Below are 16,622 nucleotides of genomic sequence, written 5' to 3'. Positions count from 1 at the left end.
TAAAAACTATAATAATAAGTGTAAAAACTTTTTGAGGCGGATGGGATGAAAACGTCTTCAATGACATCACTGTCGACATTATGTGTGTAAGGGGGAAGATCATATGGCACAAGTAAAACGACTTCTAATTAATTACAAAACATTAGAGGAATTTAAACAATTTAAGGAATATGGCATACAAGAACTATCCATGCTTGAAGACCTTGAAAGTAATATGATTGAAAATGATAGCAATTCTCCTTTTTACGGGATCTATTTTGGAGATAAGCTAGTAGCACGTATGAGCCTTTATCAAGTGGACGGCTCAACGACAACATATTTTGACCACAACCATGATTATTTAGAGCTGTGGAAGCTGGAAGTGCTTCCTGGATATCAGCGCAAAGGATACGGCGAAGCACTTGTTGAATTCGCCAAATCGTTCGGATTGCCAATTCGGACCAATCCGCGCGTCAAATCTGCCGGTTTTTGGGATAAAATGGGCTTTGAAACAGTAAAATATGATATGGAACGCGATAAGGGTGAAAATCCACTCATCTGGGAGCCCGCACATATTCAAAAAAATACAGGTGAATCCGCTTAAAGGCTGATCACAAAACGCCCCTCCTTTCTCTGTGAGGGGCGTTTTGTTATTTCGCATATTCTTTTAAGCTAATATTCTGTTTGACTCTTTCAACAATACCAATGAGCGCGCGGTAATCTTCTTCTGTCATTTTTAATTGACGCTTCAAGTGTTCATTTTCTTCTGTGAGCGACTTCAATTGATGCTGTGCATCTGCCAGTTCCTCGCGTAAATGAGCAGGTCCATCAGGTTCTTTTTCAAGCTGCTCTAAAAATTGAATCACTTCTCGAAGGGTTAATTCAGTCTCATTTGAAGATGTCCTCTCTTCTATCGTTAACGCATGCTGTGGTAAACCAGAGGAATGGATACCGATTTTTTTACGTAGCTCTTTCCGCTGTTTTTTCGCCAGCTCAATGCCTGCCTGATATTGTTTTCTGACATATGAGTTCCACCTGAAACCACATGCTGCAGCTGTTCTTGACAATGCTTTCCCGACTTCCTCAAACGCGGAAAGCTGCGTTCCTCCATCTCGAATGTGCCTTAAGACGACTTCTGCTAAAAGTAAATCCTCATCTTGCGTCCATGCGTCCTGCCTTGTAATCGTCAATTGATCATCCCCCCTGAATCTGAATACCACATCATATGCGCCTACTAGAGTAGATAGACTATTTGCAGGAGAGAAACATAAAAATAGACAAATAAAAAAACGCAAGGGATGATTCCCTTACGCTTTTTTATCAAGCATTAGTTGCTTTTTACGTCTTTGCCTTTGTATGTTCCGCAAGATTTGCAGACACGATGAGAAATTTTCATTTCACCGCATTCTGGGCAAGCTACCATACCAGGTACTTGTAGTTTGAAATGCGTACGACGCAATCTTTTTTTCATTTTAGAAGTTCTTCTAAAAGGTACAGCCATTATTCCCACCTCCTTAAAGAGTTAAGATTCATTATTTTCTTCTAAAAGCTTTTTCAAGCCTTCCAGACGCGGATCAATTCGGTTTTGATGTGCATCTTCCGAAATGACCGCCCAGTCATTCCCTTCTTGTGGTGCAGCACCTTTTACGTCAGTTTGGTCGCAAAAGATTTGCATCGGCACTTCAAGAAGAATTTCTTCCTTGACTATAGGCGTTAAGTCGATGATGTCGTCTTCTACAATAGAAACGTCTTCATCTTCTATATCGTCTGTCTTATGAAGTACAAATAGTTCTTTCGTTGAAATCGCAAATGGATAATTTACATCAACAAGCGTTCTTGAACAAGGCAATGTCATTTCACCTGTGATGGTTAAATCAAATGCGACTTGCTTTGATTCGATCACTCCAGTCCCTTTCACCTCTACCGGTGAAATGTGACGTATATCTGAATGAAGGCTAGTAAGTTCATTTAAGTCAACCGTCTCATGAAAATCGAAGCTGTTTTTAGCTTTTTGATGTAACTGATAAACTGTCCATTTCAATTGTATCACCTCTAAGAGCAACAAACATGATTATAGCTTTCATCATGCTATTTGTCAATATTTTTTCTTTACAGTCCTTTGTGATGTCAGAGGGTTGTTTGACATCAGTTCTCTGAATGCCTACACTGAAAAAAATGGGCTTCATTTTTCCCTTATGCTACTGTAGCATAGACCATTTAACCATAGCAAGAAAGGCGGAACATCAATTGAAAGCAACAGGAGTCGTTGTCGAGTACAATCCATTTCATTATGGACATGCCTATCATGTTCGTCAGGCAAAAACACTTACCTCCTCAGATGTTGCCATTGCCGTCATGAGTGGTTCTTTCCTCCAGCGAGGAGAGCCTGCCATCGTATCAAAATGGGCACGGACAAAAATGGCGCTGCAAAACGGTGTAGACATTGTGTGTGAGCTTCCATACATTTACGCAGTGCAAAAGGCTGAAACCTTTGCAAACGGTGCTGTCGCAATTCTAGATGCTTTAAAATGCCGCTCCCTTTTTTTCGGCAGCGAGGACGGAGACATCGAAGCATTTGAGCGAACCGCTCACGCTTGGCATGAGAAAAAAGAAGAAATTGATTTTTTCACAAAAGAAAAAGTGAAAGAAGGCTTTAGTTATCCAGCAGCTGCAGCAGCTGCGTTTCAAGAGGTGATTGATCCTAAGCACTTACTGGATCTATCTAGACCCAATAACATTTTAGGTTTCCATTATGTCAAAGCCATTTTGGAGAGATCTCCTCATATGGAGCCCTTTACCTCTCGAAGAATTGCATCTGGTTATCATGATGAAGAGCTTCCTGAAAATCAAAAAATCGCAAGCGCAACTAGTATACGAAAAGCTTTAAAAGTGCACGGTACATTTGAACAAGTCACAGCATATCTCCCACAAGCTACGCTCAAGCAATTACAGGACTATCATTCTTCTTATGGTCTTTTACATACACAAGAAGCCTACTTTAGCTTCTTAAAACAGGTCTTTCACACAATGGATACAGCAGAGCTAGCAGGCATCTACGAAATCGAAGAAGGCATCGAACACCGCATGCAAAAGGCGATTTCACACGCATCCTCCTACGAGGAATATCTATCTCTTTTGAAAACAAAACGATATACGTGGACAAGGCTGCAGCGGATGAATACACAGCTCTTAATGAGGATGAAAAAAACCGCCATGCACGAGCTGCTGAAAGAGAGAAAAGCGCCTTACATTCGTTTACTTGGTATGTCAAAAAAAGGGCAGCAATATTTATCTCTTGTGAAAAAAGAATTGGATGTGCCTCTCGTAAGCAAGCTATCTGCCTTTTCACATCCCGCACTCGATCTTGATATTCGGGCGTCCCGCGTCTTCAGCCTGCCCATCAAAGAGCCTATGCAAACGAATTTAACGGAAGCGGAGTTTAAAACCTCCCCAATCCGATATGATGAAGAGACTGGTCTCTTCCAGTCTTCATAAAAAGAGCAGCCTTGATGGCTGCTCTCAGACCGTAGACAAACCCCACCTTTACTTCAAGTAAAAGTGGGGTTTTCACATTTTTTTGATAAAAACATCATGTGTTTTACGCTGGACATGGTCCTTTCCATGTCCAGTTTGCTAGCTTTTTGAGATTCATGGCAGCGAAAGTAAGCATCGCCTGCATTGAAACTTTTTTGAGTCCACGAAGTTTCGTCCAACGCATACCATGCTTTTCTTTTGCATCCGCAAAAACGCGTTCTATTGTTTCTTTCCGTTTTGCATAAATGTCTTTATTCATTTGTGTCAGTCTCAGATGGTCTGCTTCATCTAGATAGTCCTGCCAAATATGCCGATGAATTTGTTTGGTGTGATTTTGACTTTGTGTACATTTATCTAAATATGAGCAGGACTTACATATCTCTGAATCAGACGCATATTGCTTATAGCCTTCTCTAGTCGTTGTACGATAAGAGAGAATTTGCCCGTTGGGGCAAATGTAACAATCAAAATATGCATCATATACGTATTCACTCTTTTTCAAATAACCAGCTTTTGTTCTTGGACGAGTGTAAGGCATGACAGGTCTTATCTCTTGATCCATTAAAAACTTAGCGAGATAAGGTGTTTTATATCCCGCATCTACTGCGACTACATTTGGTTTTCCGACTTTCTCTGATACCTCTGATACGAGTGAATCCAACATACGACTATCATGAACATTTCCGCCTGTGACCAACGAGCCTAAAATAAATCCTTTTGAATCACAAGCTGTATGAAATGAATAAGCAAATGATTTTTCACGTTCATCCTTTACATAGTAGCCACTTTCTGGGTCAGTCGTGCTAACTTTAACTTCTTTTGTTTCTTCTTTATTCTGTAGGGGTAAGGGCTTTTTTCCATGTTCTTCACGATCAATATTGATCTCCTCATGGAGCTGATTTTGATAACTTCTCGTCTCTACTCGAACGACTTTCTTTTCAAGTTTCTTCTTATTGGCATTCGCCTTGACATGAGTGGAATCAATGAAGGCAATTGAAGGGTCAACGAACCCTTTTTTCATCGCTTCTCTTAAGATTCGATAAAAAATTTGTTCAAATAAATCTGTATCGTGGAAGCGTCTCACGTAGTTTTTACCGAAGGTAGAAAAGTGCGGGATTTTCTCCGAAAACCCATATCCAATAAACCAACGATAAGCCACGTTAGTTTCAATTTCTTTAATGGTTTGACGCATAGAGCGAATACCAAATAGATATTGGATTAAGACCATCTTAATGAGAACAACAGGATCAACACTTGGTCTACCATTGTCGGAACTATAATGATCTTTGACAAGATCATAAATGAAGTCAAAATCGATTGCTTGATCTATTTTCCGTACAAGATGATCTTGAGGCACTAATTCATCTAAAGCCACTACTTCTAATTGGTTTCGTCTTTCTTCTTCACGTTTGGATAACATGTTCATCCCCCACAGACTTGTGTTATTACCCTTATTATACAAAAAAGCTTGTAGACTTTGTCTACAAGCTGCAGGCTGTCGAGAAAATCTCGACAGCTTTATTTTTCCCCTTAAACTTTCCATCTCCTCATTTTATAATAGAGAAAACCCCACTTAAGGAAGGTGTTTTTCTCATGTTCCACACTAGAAATTCTTCTCAGCACGAAGCCGAATTTGTATTGCTAGATCAACTGGTCGAAGAGGATCACCTGCTTCGTAAAATTGATCAGTACATTGATTTTTCATTTATCGTAGATAAAGTAAAACCCTATTATAGTGAGAATAAAGGCCGTCCTTCTCTTGATCCGCTTATTTTGTTCAAAATGATGTTTATCGGATACCTGTACGGTATCCGTTCTGAAAGACAACTCGAAAAAGAAATTTACTATAACATGGCGTATAGATGGTTTTTAGGTTTGAACATCAATGATCCCGTTCCCCATCACTCCACTATTAGCTGGAATCGTCGTACTCGATTTAAAGATACAACGATTTTTCAAGACATTTTCGATGAGATTGTGCTTCAAGCTATCAATCATGATATGGTAGGAGGTCGCGTTCTTTTTACTGATTCAACTCATCTTAAAGCTAATGCTAATAAACATAAATATACGAGAAAAACGATTGAACAAGATACCCAGAACTATATCAATGAATTAGAAGAAGCAGTCCAAGAAGATCGGGTGGCACATGGAAAAAAGCTCTTAAAGGTAAAGGAGGAGGTGAAAACAGAAAAAGACATTCGTCAAAGTATGACTGATCCTGAAAGTGGCTATCTTTATCGTGAAAACAAGCCAGAAGGCTTTTTCTATCTAGATCATCGTACAACGGATATGAAGTACAATATCATCACTGATGCTCATGTCACACCTGGAAATGTTCATGATTCTGTCCCGTATCTTGATCGATTAGATCACCAAATCGCACGATTTGGTTTTCAAGTAGAAGCTGTTGCGCTTGATTCAGGTTATTTGACAACACCAATTTGTAAAGGTTTATCTGATCGACATATTTTTGGTGTCATTGCTCATAGACGTTTTCATCCAACAAGAGGGTTATTTGAGAAGTGGAAATTTCAGTATGATTCTGAACATGACCATTACATATGCCCAAAGGGTGAGAAGCTTTTATATACGACAACTGATCGAAAAGGTTATCGATTCTACAAATCAGATCCTAAAAAATGTGCATCGTGTCCTTTCCTTGAAAGATGCACAAGGTCTAAAAATCATCAAAAAGTCATCTCAAGACACATATGGGAAGAACATAAAGAAAAGATCAGACAGAATCGTCTAACTGTCTCTGGAAAAGAGCTATATAAAAAAAGAAAAGAAAAAATAGAGCGAAGCTTTGCAGATTCAAAACAACTGCATGGGCTTCGCTACTGCCGGTTGAGGGGAAAACAAAACGTGAGTGAGCAAGTTCTCCTCACAGCCGCATGCCAGAACATGAAAAAAATTGCCACACACCTAGCGAAGCTAGGCTAGGTGTGTGGGAAGCCTTTTTCATTAATTTTCATCCATCATACTTACGCTAAAAATAAAAAAGATTGTAGACTTTGTCTACAAGCTGAGAGCAGCCTTGATGGCTGCTCTTTTTGATTAAGATGCTTTCTCTTTTAACTTGTTTAAATAGTTCAGGGCATCCTGCATCGTATCTACTGGCACAATTTTCATATCACTTTTAATATCTTTCGCTGTTTTGACTGCATTTCGGTAGTCTGAATTTGGGTCACCTTTATCGTTTGGTGCAAAGAATATATCTTTTCCAGCTTTATCTGCTGCCACAACCTTTTGATCAATTCCGCCAATTGGACCGACCGTTCCATCGGCATCAATCGTTCCCGTTCCCGCAATCGCATAGCCATGTGTTTCATCTTCTTTTGTCAGCTGGTTATAAATTTCAAGTGACATCATAAGTCCTGCTGACGGGCCGCCGATATTTTCAATATCTACCTTAATAGAAGGAGAGACTTTCACATGTCGATCTGTAAATAATGATACGCCGATTCCAACTCGATTCGGCTCTTCTTTAAATGGTTTTAACGTCACTTTCTCCGTGATGTCTTTGCCATTTCGTTCAAGGACAAAACGGACAGATGTCCCTGCTTTTTGGCCGCTGATATACGAAACCATTTTATCAGCAGAATCATAGGTCTTGCCATCAACACTTTTGATCCGGTCGCCCACTTCAATTTTGCCGTAAGCAGGCATTCCTTTCATCACGTAGCTTGCATAAACCCCGTTAAATGTATAATCTACTTTTTTGCCTGCTTTTGTATACGCTGCAATCATGGCATTTTCTTGAGAGCTTTTCATGAGCTGAAGCTGCCTTTTCATATAATCTTGATCCGACTCTCCGTCCGCTTTAATATTTTCTTCTGGAACGATTTCGTCATATTTATTCATTTTCGCAAGCAAATACGTATACGGATTGGCTGGACCTACTTTTATCGTCATAAGCGAGAAGCTGCCCTTCTCGCCATGTCCGCCGTCTACTTGAATGTGGGGAGCAATTTCTGTTGCATCTCCCGGCTTTGTCACGTAATACGGCAGTTTGACAAAGGTTAAGCCAAGCAATACAAGAACAACGACAAAAAAGCTGAGCCAGCGAATATTCAATTTTTTCATTCGATTAACACTCCCATTTATCAATGACATCTTTCAGTTTACCTGCTAGTTGATCTGCGGCGAGCTCACCTGCTTCAATCATCTCCTGCACCTGCGCGAACGCACTAGAGCTAAATGTTTCAAGCTTCGGCCGGATCATGAGATCTGCGTGAATGGTTTGATGACGGACCAGTTCATTTTGAAGGATGTCCAAACTTTGCATAATGACATCTGATAATCTCGTCGCCTTTTCTGTTTTTTTCACTCTTGATACATCAGAGGCGATGATGAGATCTGCACCCATTTCTTTTAAAACAGATACAGGAATGCGGTCAACAACCGCTCCATCCACTAGCTGTCTGCCACCTATTTCGTGAGGAACAAACACGCCCGGAATGCTAATGCTTGCTCTCACTGCTTGTGATACAGACCCTTCTTTAAACACGATCTTCTCCCCTGTCTCGAGATCACAGGCTACAACCGCAAGAGGCATTCTTAATTCTTCGAATTTCTTCCCATATGTAAATGTGTGAATCAGCTGCAAAATTCGATTCCCTTTTAAAAGACCGATTTTTGGCAGTGTATAGTCAGCATAATACTTTCTTCTGAAGACAAGTGCAAGTTTTTTCATTTTTTCTACGTCTTGTCCTGCCGCATAAAAGCTCCCAACAAGTGCTCCAATACTGCTGCCAGCGATCATATCTATCTGAATTCCTTGTTTCTCAAGACTGGATAAAACTCCGATATGTGCCATTCCCCTCGCACCCCCGGAGCCTAATGCAAGCCCGATGACTGGTCGCTTCATGAAAATCCACCCTCCTCTTTCTATGCATATATACGAATCTATTGGTCTAAACATGCCCCTTCTGCTCGTATAGTAATAGAAGACAGGCTCGGCAAGTTTCTCTTTTGGATTACGAGCTCGCCAATAGATCATAACGGCAAGGGGCGAAATCTCCATGAAAAAATGGAACACTCTGTTCATCGCTGCATTTTTTATCTTTTTAACAGCCACTGTGATTACACATCCACAAGCCTCTTTGCAAGCGTCGAAAAATGGACTTGCAATGTGGTGGGAGGTTGTATTTCCATCATTGCTTCCTTTTTTTATTTTGTCCGAGCTATTAATTAGTTTTGGGATTGTCAGATTTGTCGGGGTATTATTAGAGCCATTTATGCGCCCCATCTTTCGGGTACCTGGTGTAGGCGGATTTGTCCTAGCGATGGGGATGGCATCAGGCTTTCCTTCTGGTGCAAAATTAACCACAAGACTCAGGCAGGAAAGGCAGCTGACACAAATCGAAGCGGAGCGCCTCGTGTCTTTTACAAATTCATCGAATCCACTGTTTATTTTCGGTGCGGTGGCTGTTGGTTTTTTTCATCATCCAGCTTTAGGGGTTGTTTTGGCCTGTGCACATTATTTAGGGAATCTCGCTGTTGGTGTGACGATGCGAGGATATAAAGCGCGGCATGATGCACACTTGAGAGGTCGTAAGCGATTTTTATTCCCACCGTTTCAAGAGGCATTCAGCGCTCTTCATAAAGCAAGACTCGCAGAAAAAAGACCGCTCGGCCAAATTTTAAGTGATGCGGTGATGTCATCAGTCCAAACACTCTTTATGATTGGCGGCTTTATTATCTTATTTTCTGTGTTTAGCAAAATGCTGTCAGTTGTTCATGTGACAGATCTATTATCCATAGGGATCAGATCTATGCTGCAAGCGATGCATCTTCCGCCAGAATTAGATCTTGCGATGATTGCCGGTTTATTCGAAATCACATTAGGCAGCCAGCTAACAGGGTCACAGGAAGTCAGCCTTCTCGCTAAAACGATTGTCGTCAGCTTTATTTTAGGATTCAGCGGGTTTTCTGTTCAAGCTCAAGTCGCCGGTATTTTGGCGGCAACAGATATACGCTTTAAACCGTTTTTCTTCGCTCGTTTGCTCCACGGGGTTTATGCAGCTGTTTTTGCCTTTTTATTATTCAAGCCTCTTTATGTCTCTCGATCTGACATTGCACTCCCAGCAGGTGCCTTTGAAGCAAGCCATCAGGTTGTCATGTACAGCAGCATGCTTTGGAATCAGCTTGTGACAGCTGGTCCTTTGATCACATTATGCAGCTTGATCGTGTATATCGCGCTATACTATCAGAAATTAAAAAATGGATGAGTGCACGGGGCACTCATCCATTAAATTTTTCTTTCAGCGCTGCTTCTACCTCTTTTGGGACAAGATCTTGGACAGCTCCATGATATTTCGCTACTTCTTTGACAATACTTGAGCTCAGGAAGGAATATTGATTATTGGTCATCATGAAAAATGTTTCAATTTCATCGTTTAGCACTTTATTCATTGATGTACCTTGCATTTCATATTCAAAGTCCGTCACAGCTCTAAGTCCGCGTAAAATGACCTTGGCTTCTTTTTGTTTTGCATAATCAACAAGCAGACCGTGAAAGGATTCAACTTTGATATTTGGCAAGTCCTTCGTCGCCTGACGAATCAGTTCACACCGTTCTTCAACAGTAAATAACGGTTTTTTCGATGAGTTATTTAGGACACATACATACACTTCATCAAAAATCTTTGCACCTCTTTTGATGATATCCAAATGGCCCAATGTGACTGGATCGAAGCTGCCCGGACAAACGGCTATATTCCCCATGCTTTAATTTCCCCGCTTTCTATAGATCGTAATACCGGTCAACCCGTACAGTTCCTGCCTGGATATGTAAAGCTGTCCAGCTTCTTCTGGCAACGTGACGTCCTTATCATGCTCACACACGATCACGCCGTCATCTGTTAATAAAGAATGTTCGTCAATCATTTCAAGAAGTGCTTTCAACTGTTGATCTTTATAAGGCGGATCAAGAAAGATCGCTTGAAAGGATTCCTCTCGTTTTACAACAGCTGCGAGTGCACGCTTTGCCTCATTTCGAAACACTTCACTTTGGTCCATCAGCGACAATTGATTGAGGTTTCCTTTAATCGTCTGAATCGCCTTCATATCTCGATCAACGAATATGCAGTGATCGAACCCTCTAGAGAGCGCTTCAATCCCTAAACCACCGCTTCCCGCAAATAAATCAAGAGCCCATCCGCCATCGAAATACGGGCCGATCATATTAAAGATTGATTCTTTTACTTTATCTGTTGTCGGTCTTGTTGATTGACCTGGTACCGCTTTAAGTGTGCGGCCTTTTCTCGTTCCAGAGATGACTCTCATTTTTCCACCACTTTTTCTACTTGCTTCTATTGGTTATTGTTGATGACAAAAAATTCAACATTATCTTACCACATCACTTCGCGAGGGACAATGCAAGGATTTTCATTCATTTTCTATGTATAGATCAAGGAATGCGGGGTCATACTACTTATAACAGCATCTGATGTGGTGCTGTTGCCAACCGCGGAGAAGACTTACGTTTCCCCATAAGTTCTTCCTCCGGTTTCTCCTCTCCCTTTGCCTTCTCCTTAATGAATCATTAAGAATAGAAGGACCCCGCGGGTGATGCCGCGGGGGTTTTTTTGTGTCTTTAAAAGCCCACCTTATAATCATACTCTTTTGCTTTGTCCAATTTGGATTCGTACTCTAATTTAATAAAAGGTTTATATGAAGGCTCAACACGTTTCACAAATGGCAATGAGCTGAGCTTAGCCATATGGCGCTCGAGATCATTCATATCACAATAGATCACTGCATATTTCATTTTCCTTGAAATATAGTGAACATTCCCAAATTTTCTTAGCGCCTTTGACTGCTTTAACGAATGCAGCCAAACGACCATCCCTTGACGTTTGGTTTCCATCTTTTCACCTGCCGCTTTTCAATTCTTTTCAATCATTATGTAAAAGACGAGACATTCAAGTCTCGTCAAGATACTTTACAGCCACAGCTGCCACCTGATCCACAGCCACCGCCGCATGATGATAAACCATCAAAATATGGGTTCCCTGTTGGAACTTTAATATATGCTGATACAGCTTGACCGATTTCAATACTAATCTCATCTAAGATGGATTGAACCGCAGTTTCTGCTTTTTTGAAATCAACCACTGTATCGTGAAGATCTAGCTTTCTTTTGACCTCACGCATTTCTTTTGAGATCGTTCTATAGTCCGGATGGTATTTGCCGAACCGCTGCACATCCTCATATTGCTCTTTTACTTTTGTAAAATGGGCAATAATTTGTTGGGCTTCTTCGTCTTGCTGGAGACGCTTAAAGCAGTCGCGGTAATGTTCAGCCTCCTCCGACTGAAGAATCATGGCAGCCAATTGATTTGCTTCCTCTTGGAGCTCCACAGATTCGATTGTCGCATACATAAATGTTGCACCTCCAATTCATAGTTTACCACGAAACCTATAGATCAGAAAATGCTTTTACGTGATAAATACATCCCATGTTTCTCTTTTCTGTTTATATTCTGGATGACGGGAATTCAGCACAACGGTCATTTTATGCTTTCCTTTTGAAAGATGCTTGACCACAAATGCAGCAGTATACTCATTACGTGCACGTTTTCCGTCTACATATACTGTAAAATATCCCGTCTTCTCATCCTTTTTTAAACGTGAAGGCTCAAGATGAACATCTTGAAGTGTACTTTCTATATAGACAGACGATCCCTGTACTTTATATATCAAAAAGCCTTGCTGCTTCATTTCGCTTTGGGCTTTCTGCATTACTGGTACAGCTGGATCTTGCTTCATGACTTGTTTTTCTCCATGTTGACTTTGGCATCCGGTGATAAGAAAAAGCAATGCGCATATTGACAGCATCCATTTCATCATCTGATTCTCCTTTCATCTACTTTTATAGGATGCTCAGGAAATAGACATCTTAATCAACTCAAAAAAGCCTCACCCGGCTCCATTTTGATTGCGCATTGCTTGAAACATTTGAATCATCATTTCAGCCATTTGGACACTGTTGCTCAACTGACTCACACGATGAGGAATGGTTTTTTCGTAAAAATTCATTTTATCTAATTCAAAGGACGATAGATTTTCAGGGTGCCTAGTCAGCTGTCTGTACCAGAGAGGACGCTGTCTGATGAATTTGATTCGATCCTCTTCGGCCATGACAAACTCCTGTACTTCTTTCCGCACCAAAAGCATCCCCTTTCCATTAATCTTTCCTGAAGGAGAATGGGTGCTGACTGCCTCCAGATGAACCTTTCTTTGAGCCGTTTGATGAAAATTGCCCGAGCAAGCTTTGTAAAGAGGAAATGGACTGGCTCATTTTGTTAATTTGTTCATTCATTTGATCGGCGTCCATTTTTTTCACGGCAGAAACCATTTTAGACATAAAATCTGCTTTTCCAGATCCACTTGGCTTAGAGGCTTTTTCTTCTTTAGCGTCTTCAGATTGTGTTTGCCGGTAAGGAGACCACATCTCATCTTCCTCACCAAACATGACCCAATTTTCGTATACACTTTGCCAGCTTTTTTCTTGCGTTTGCACTTCTTGAATTAACTTCGGATGGCGTCTGACGAATTGTTTAAATTCATCAATGGATGTTTGTTTTTGTTTGTTTGTCATATCCTCACCCCCCATACAAATGCCTACTATACTATATACACCAGCAGCTATTTTGGTGAGCCTCTTTTTTAATCAAAAAAACAGCTGCGATTGTGCAGCTGCTTTCGTTTAAGATGTTTTCTTGATGAAGTTTTGGGTGTAATATTTTTCTTTCACACCTACGCCAAGATGCGTGTAATCTTTATTTAATAACGCCTTCCTGTGACCTTCACTATTGAGCCAGCCTTCTACCGCTGCAGGGCCATCTACATAGTTGTAAGCAATGTTCTCACCTGCGAGCTGAAATGCCACCTCGCCTCTTTCTAACCGGTCTTTCAGCGTACCGTATTTTTTTGATTCGTGGGAGAAATAATGATTCTCTCTCATGTCCTCACTATGCATGAATGCCACTTCAGAGGTTTCATCATCCCACTTTAAGGTCGGGAGTTTGTACTTATGACGAATAATATTGGTCATATCAAAAATTTGTTTTTGACTGGAAGCTTCGATATCTTTCCATTTTTCACCCGATATTGCCTCAGGCTCTATCAATTGACCACGATAGACGACCTCATACGGTTTTTGTTTCACAAATGTATCTGCGTTAAACGCCCTGATACTTGAGAGGGTGCTTTCGAACTTATCCATGTAAAGCTGAACATACACATCATCTCCCACTTTTACAGTGGGTCTTGTGTTCATATCGTCTTCTGAGAATTCGAATCGGTATGAATTTTGTTCATCCTCTACATGAATGTAAGGTGCAATTTGTGTTTTTTTAAACACTTCACTTGTGGCTTGACCGATTTTAAACGGTTCGACATTGAGCCCGTCTCCAGTTGCAAACAAGGTCACCACTTTACTATCCTTTACCCCTACTTGAATATAGTGCTTCTTCGATTGGTTGTACACCCACCAGTCATAATCATATGCGGAAGGATCAATGCGATCTGGTTCTCCCAGCTGTTTAAGCACTTCATTCGAAGATTTCCCCATAAAGGACATGAGCCCCCTTTTCGGGATATTGATCGGCTTATCGCTAGTTGTTTCTTCATTAGACACCTTCGGCTCATTGCTGTTTTCTTTTTCTGGTGAAGATCCATATTGAATAAACAGAACGTACGTTCCGGATATAATCAGGAGGATGAGGAGTGTTTTGAGCACAGTTTTCAAATAAACACCTCCGTTAAATTGGCAAGGTACAAAAAGTACCTTCTACTGTCATTTAAACAAAACTTGCTCTATTTATCAACGACAATACAGCCTATTTAACACGAATTTAAAATATGCCCCTCTTAATGAAGAAATCCTTGCCCATGATCTTGATCCTGTTGAGAGATTTCTGTCAGTGCATCTCCTGCACGATCATTTGATAAATCTTCGACGGATAAATCTCCAAGAGCGACGATCCCTGTTAATGCGCCGTCTTTCACAACGGGAATGCGGCGGAGCTGATGTTCTGACATCAACCGGACAATTTCTTCAAGCGTTGCATCTTCTTCTGCTGTTAGGACTTCCCTTGTCATCAGTGAGCCTACTTCCTGTGAGTTAGGCTTTTTTTCTGCAATGCCTCTGAGGACAAGGTCACGGTCTGTCACGATGCCAACGAGCTGATCTCCGTTAACCACAGGAATTGCCCCAATATCCGCGTCTTTCATTTTGACTGCTGCTTCATACGTATTATCGTCTTGCTGGCATGTCACTACTTTTTTTGTCATAATATCTTTGATTTTTTTCGTTTTCACATTGATTCCTCCATCCGTTATTTTCTTTATTACTGTAACCAGCTTATAAAAGAACATACCTTTCACAGTTGAAAGTTTAACGCTTTCATACTATGATTGTCAGTAAAGGGAATTTTTATAAGGAGGGGTTTTGGGTGAAGTTTGAAGGTACGGGGATTGAAAAGGTAACAGCTGACTTAAATAAATTAGATTTCATCATGGAAAGTGAAGGGTTTGTACGAGCCGATCAATGGGATTACGAGCGTGTAACGTACGACAGAAAGTTTAACATGGTAGAGGGAACCTTTTATTTACGCATTTCCGGCTACGCCACCGAAGGAGATGTAGGCTCAAAAAGAGCAAACATACAGCTTCTCACACCATTACTCGGAAAACATTATTATCCGCACGGTGTTGAATACGGTGAAGGCGAAGATTTCCCTAAGTCTCTGATCCAATCAAGCAAAAAAACGCTTGAACAGCTGAAAGAAAAACTTGAATCAATGACAGCAGAAGCATAAACAAAAGCACAGCCATCTGGCTGTGCTTTTTTCATTCATATTTCGGAATCAGCGCATCTGGTACCGCATCTTTCGCTCTTTCTTTTCTTGCCCAGTCAAAGAACACTACAGCAAGGATTGAGCCGTACACAATCTCTTGAATAATTTTCATCAAAATTGCGCCTAGCTGCTGGTCCTCTAACAGCGGCAAGGTATGGAACATATCGGGACCTGTGAGTGCAAGACCTGCCAGCATGTCACTTGGCACGCATAGATGCAGGGCTTGTATCCAAGCGCCAGCATCCGAATAGGTTGCATAGATCGGTGTATCACTAAACATGATCAGAGCACACGCAGGAGTCATCAATATCCCGTCTGCCATGATATAACCAAGCTTTAAAATGCCTGTAATCTGCGGCTGACTTTGAACTTTATGAACGAGCGGCCACCACATGAAAAAGGCAGCGATAAAAATGACCACCGTCATTAACCCATGATAAAACGGATCTGTTTTCACGAAATCAAATATAAGTGGAATGTGATACATCGAAAACAAGCCGTTAAACCCAAGCAATGCAATTAATGGCTTTGAAAACAAACGAAAGATTTGCTGAATGCCTGGCGTTTGTATGATCCGCTCCCAAATGGCCGCAGGTAATCCTGTAATGAGGAGAGGCGGGATAACTAAATAGAGCACCGCCATTTGCGCCATATGTGCACTAAACATAATATGACCCATCAAATCAATTGGGCTTCCTTTCGCGGCATATAACAGAACAAGCCCCGTCAGAAACAACGTTTTTTCTTTCACCGTCGCACGGTGCTTTCCCTTTGTAACAAGAAGCAGATAAAGAGCAGCTGCTATGACAATACAAGTCAAATAGTAAGGGCTCCATAACGCCCGAAATCCGAATATTTCTAAGTTCTCCATTGCTGCGCCTCCTTCAAGGGCAAAGCGGGCTTACCACCAAATAATGGTCAAAAATGCTAATACGGTAATAAACGCGACAAACACACCTGAATAAAGAAACAATGCGGGTGTTTCATGCCCTTTTTGGTTCATGTGCATAAAATAATAAAGCTGAAAAGCCACCTGAATGACAGCAAGCAGTAAAATAAATGGTACTGCGAACCAGTTCCCAACATCTTCAGAGGCGATCGTTAAAAAGGCAACAAATGTTAATCCAATCATCAAGCCGAAAGAAATGAGCTGATGCTTCATTTCTTCGGCATTTTTCTTTTTACGGTATACAAGATCGACTTTGGACTGATTTGTGTTTTTATTTCCCATTCTTA

22 protein-coding genes are annotated in these 16,622 nt (G+C 41.0%); 5 read left to right on the top strand and 17 right to left on the bottom strand.

Translation table 11 applies throughout. The annotated features are described in order from the left end of the window. Nucleotides 1-103: 103 nt before the first annotated feature. Entirely contained in the window at nt 104-583 is a 480-nt protein-coding gene (locus C5695_RS07595) for an N-acetyltransferase (protein WP_117730206.1), read from the top strand. A 46-nt stretch (nt 584-629) separates the two neighbouring features. Here C5695_RS07595 and gerR read toward each other — a convergent pair whose 3' ends face one another. From gerR to C5695_RS07580, 3 genes are all read right to left on the bottom strand, one after another. Then, nucleotides 630-1,169 carry a sporulation-specific transcriptional regulator GerR gene (gene gerR, locus C5695_RS07590; protein WP_117730205.1) on the bottom strand — a complete coding sequence of 180 codons (540 nt, stop codon included), beginning with the start codon at nt 1,167-1,169 and terminating at the stop codon, nt 630-632. A gap of 137 nt (nt 1,170-1,306) precedes the next feature. Beyond that, on the bottom strand, nt 1,307-1,480 hold the full coding sequence (gene rpmF / locus C5695_RS07585; protein ID WP_008354700.1) for a 50S ribosomal protein L32: 174 nt from the start codon (nt 1,478-1,480) through the stop codon (nt 1,307-1,309). Between the two features lie 21 nt (nt 1,481-1,501). After that, entirely contained in the window at nt 1,502-2,020 is a 519-nt protein-coding gene (locus C5695_RS07580; protein WP_117730204.1) for a YceD family protein, read from the bottom strand. 206 nt (nt 2,021-2,226) lie between these two features. Here C5695_RS07580 and C5695_RS07575 point away from each other — a divergent pair, with 206 nt between their 5' ends. Further along, nucleotides 2,227-3,474, top strand: coding sequence for a nucleotidyltransferase (locus C5695_RS07575; RefSeq protein ID WP_117730203.1), 1,248 nt, complete (start codon nt 2,227-2,229; stop codon nt 3,472-3,474). Between the two features lie 103 nt (nt 3,475-3,577). Here the strand turns inward: C5695_RS07575 and C5695_RS07570 are convergent, their stop codons facing one another. Continuing rightward, nucleotides 3,578-4,933 (bottom strand): IS1182 family transposase, encoded by a 1,356-nt coding sequence (locus C5695_RS07570; protein WP_117728482.1) that lies wholly within the window; start codon nt 4,931-4,933, stop codon nt 3,578-3,580. A gap of 173 nt (nt 4,934-5,106) precedes the next feature. Between C5695_RS07570 and C5695_RS07565 the strand changes: the two genes are divergently transcribed. Then, nucleotides 5,107-6,459 (top strand): IS1182 family transposase, encoded by a 1,353-nt coding sequence (locus tag C5695_RS07565; protein WP_117730202.1) that lies wholly within the window; start codon nt 5,107-5,109, stop codon nt 6,457-6,459. Nucleotides 6,460-6,573: 114 nt separating this feature from the next. On the opposite strand, the gene C5695_RS07560 is transcribed toward C5695_RS07565, so the two are convergent. Together C5695_RS07560 and C5695_RS07555 are read right to left on the bottom strand one after the other, a co-directional pair. Next, a complete protein-coding gene (locus C5695_RS07560) occupies nt 6,574-7,602 on the bottom strand; it encodes a SepM family pheromone-processing serine protease (RefSeq protein ID WP_117730201.1) in 1,029 nt (342 codons plus the stop codon). A gap of 4 nt (nt 7,603-7,606) precedes the next feature. Further along, nucleotides 7,607-8,386, bottom strand: coding sequence for a patatin-like phospholipase family protein (locus tag C5695_RS07555; RefSeq protein ID WP_117730200.1), 780 nt, complete (start codon nt 8,384-8,386; stop codon nt 7,607-7,609). Between the two features lie 154 nt (nt 8,387-8,540). On the opposite strand from C5695_RS07555, the gene ylbJ reads away from it, so the two are divergent. Next, nucleotides 8,541-9,749, top strand: a complete 1,209-nt coding sequence (ylbJ, locus tag C5695_RS07550) for a sporulation integral membrane protein YlbJ (RefSeq protein ID WP_117730199.1) — start codon at nt 8,541-8,543, stop codon at nt 9,747-9,749. Nucleotides 9,750-9,762: 13 nt separating this feature from the next. Here ylbJ and coaD read toward each other — a convergent pair whose 3' ends face one another. The 9 genes from coaD to C5695_RS07505 all read right to left on the bottom strand — a co-directional run bounded on the left by coaD (nt 9,763) and on the right by C5695_RS07505 (nt 14,820). After that, nucleotides 9,763-10,245, bottom strand: a complete 483-nt coding sequence (coaD, locus tag C5695_RS07545; protein WP_117730198.1) for a pantetheine-phosphate adenylyltransferase — start codon at nt 10,243-10,245, stop codon at nt 9,763-9,765. 3 nt (nt 10,246-10,248) lie between these two features. Beyond that, nucleotides 10,249-10,836 carry a 16S rRNA (guanine(966)-N(2))-methyltransferase RsmD gene (gene rsmD, locus C5695_RS07540; RefSeq protein ID WP_262378653.1) on the bottom strand — a complete coding sequence of 196 codons (588 nt, stop codon included), beginning with the start codon at nt 10,834-10,836 and terminating at the stop codon, nt 10,249-10,251. Between the two features lie 280 nt (nt 10,837-11,116). Then, nucleotides 11,117-11,389: a YlbG family protein gene (locus C5695_RS07535; RefSeq protein WP_003212137.1), complete on the bottom strand. Its 273-nt coding sequence runs from the start codon at nt 11,387-11,389 to the stop codon at nt 11,117-11,119. Nucleotides 11,390-11,454: 65 nt separating this feature from the next. Then, nucleotides 11,455-11,904: a regulatory iron-sulfur-containing complex subunit RicF gene (locus C5695_RS07530; RefSeq protein ID WP_117730196.1), complete on the bottom strand. Its 450-nt coding sequence runs from the start codon at nt 11,902-11,904 to the stop codon at nt 11,455-11,457. A gap of 57 nt (nt 11,905-11,961) precedes the next feature. Next, nucleotides 11,962-12,291 carry a hypothetical protein gene (locus C5695_RS07525; protein ID WP_233230814.1) on the bottom strand — a complete coding sequence of 110 codons (330 nt, stop codon included), beginning with the start codon at nt 12,289-12,291 and terminating at the stop codon, nt 11,962-11,964. Nucleotides 12,292-12,441: 150 nt separating this feature from the next. After that, entirely contained in the window at nt 12,442-12,690 is a 249-nt protein-coding gene (locus C5695_RS07520) for a YlbE-like family protein (protein ID WP_039178297.1), read from the bottom strand. Nucleotides 12,691-12,709: 19 nt separating this feature from the next. Further along, nucleotides 12,710-13,123, bottom strand: a complete 414-nt coding sequence (locus C5695_RS07515) for a YlbD family protein (RefSeq protein ID WP_117730194.1) — start codon at nt 13,121-13,123, stop codon at nt 12,710-12,712. 108 nt (nt 13,124-13,231) lie between these two features. Next, nucleotides 13,232-14,275 (bottom strand): CAP domain-containing protein, encoded by a 1,044-nt coding sequence (locus tag C5695_RS07510; protein ID WP_117730193.1) that lies wholly within the window; start codon nt 14,273-14,275, stop codon nt 13,232-13,234. A 122-nt stretch (nt 14,276-14,397) separates the two neighbouring features. Continuing rightward, nucleotides 14,398-14,820 carry a CBS domain-containing protein gene (locus tag C5695_RS07505; RefSeq protein ID WP_233230841.1) on the bottom strand — a complete coding sequence of 141 codons (423 nt, stop codon included), beginning with the start codon at nt 14,818-14,820 and terminating at the stop codon, nt 14,398-14,400. A 161-nt stretch (nt 14,821-14,981) separates the two neighbouring features. On the opposite strand from C5695_RS07505, the gene C5695_RS07500 reads away from it, so the two are divergent. Then, the gene (locus C5695_RS07500; RefSeq protein ID WP_117730191.1) at nt 14,982-15,347 is read left to right on the top strand and encodes a YugN family protein; all 366 of its coding nucleotides are present in this window, start codon (nt 14,982-14,984) and stop codon (nt 15,345-15,347) included. 31 nt (nt 15,348-15,378) lie between these two features. Here C5695_RS07500 and ctaG read toward each other — a convergent pair whose 3' ends face one another. Next, nucleotides 15,379-16,257 carry a cytochrome c oxidase assembly factor CtaG gene (gene ctaG, locus C5695_RS07495; protein ID WP_117730190.1) on the bottom strand — a complete coding sequence of 293 codons (879 nt, stop codon included), beginning with the start codon at nt 16,255-16,257 and terminating at the stop codon, nt 15,379-15,381. Nucleotides 16,258-16,287: 30 nt separating this feature from the next. Beyond that, nucleotides 16,288-16,617 (bottom strand): cytochrome c oxidase subunit IVB, encoded by a 330-nt coding sequence (gene ctaF / locus C5695_RS07490; RefSeq protein ID WP_003211520.1) that lies wholly within the window; start codon nt 16,615-16,617, stop codon nt 16,288-16,290. Between the last annotated feature and the right edge of the window lie 5 nt (nt 16,618-16,622).

Source organism: Bacillus pumilus (assembly GCF_003431975.1).
Taxonomy (GTDB): domain Bacteria; phylum Bacillota; class Bacilli; order Bacillales; family Bacillaceae; genus Bacillus; species Bacillus pumilus_N.
Note: the sequence above shows the minus strand (reverse complement) of the source record. Positions and strands in the feature narration are given on the sequence as shown.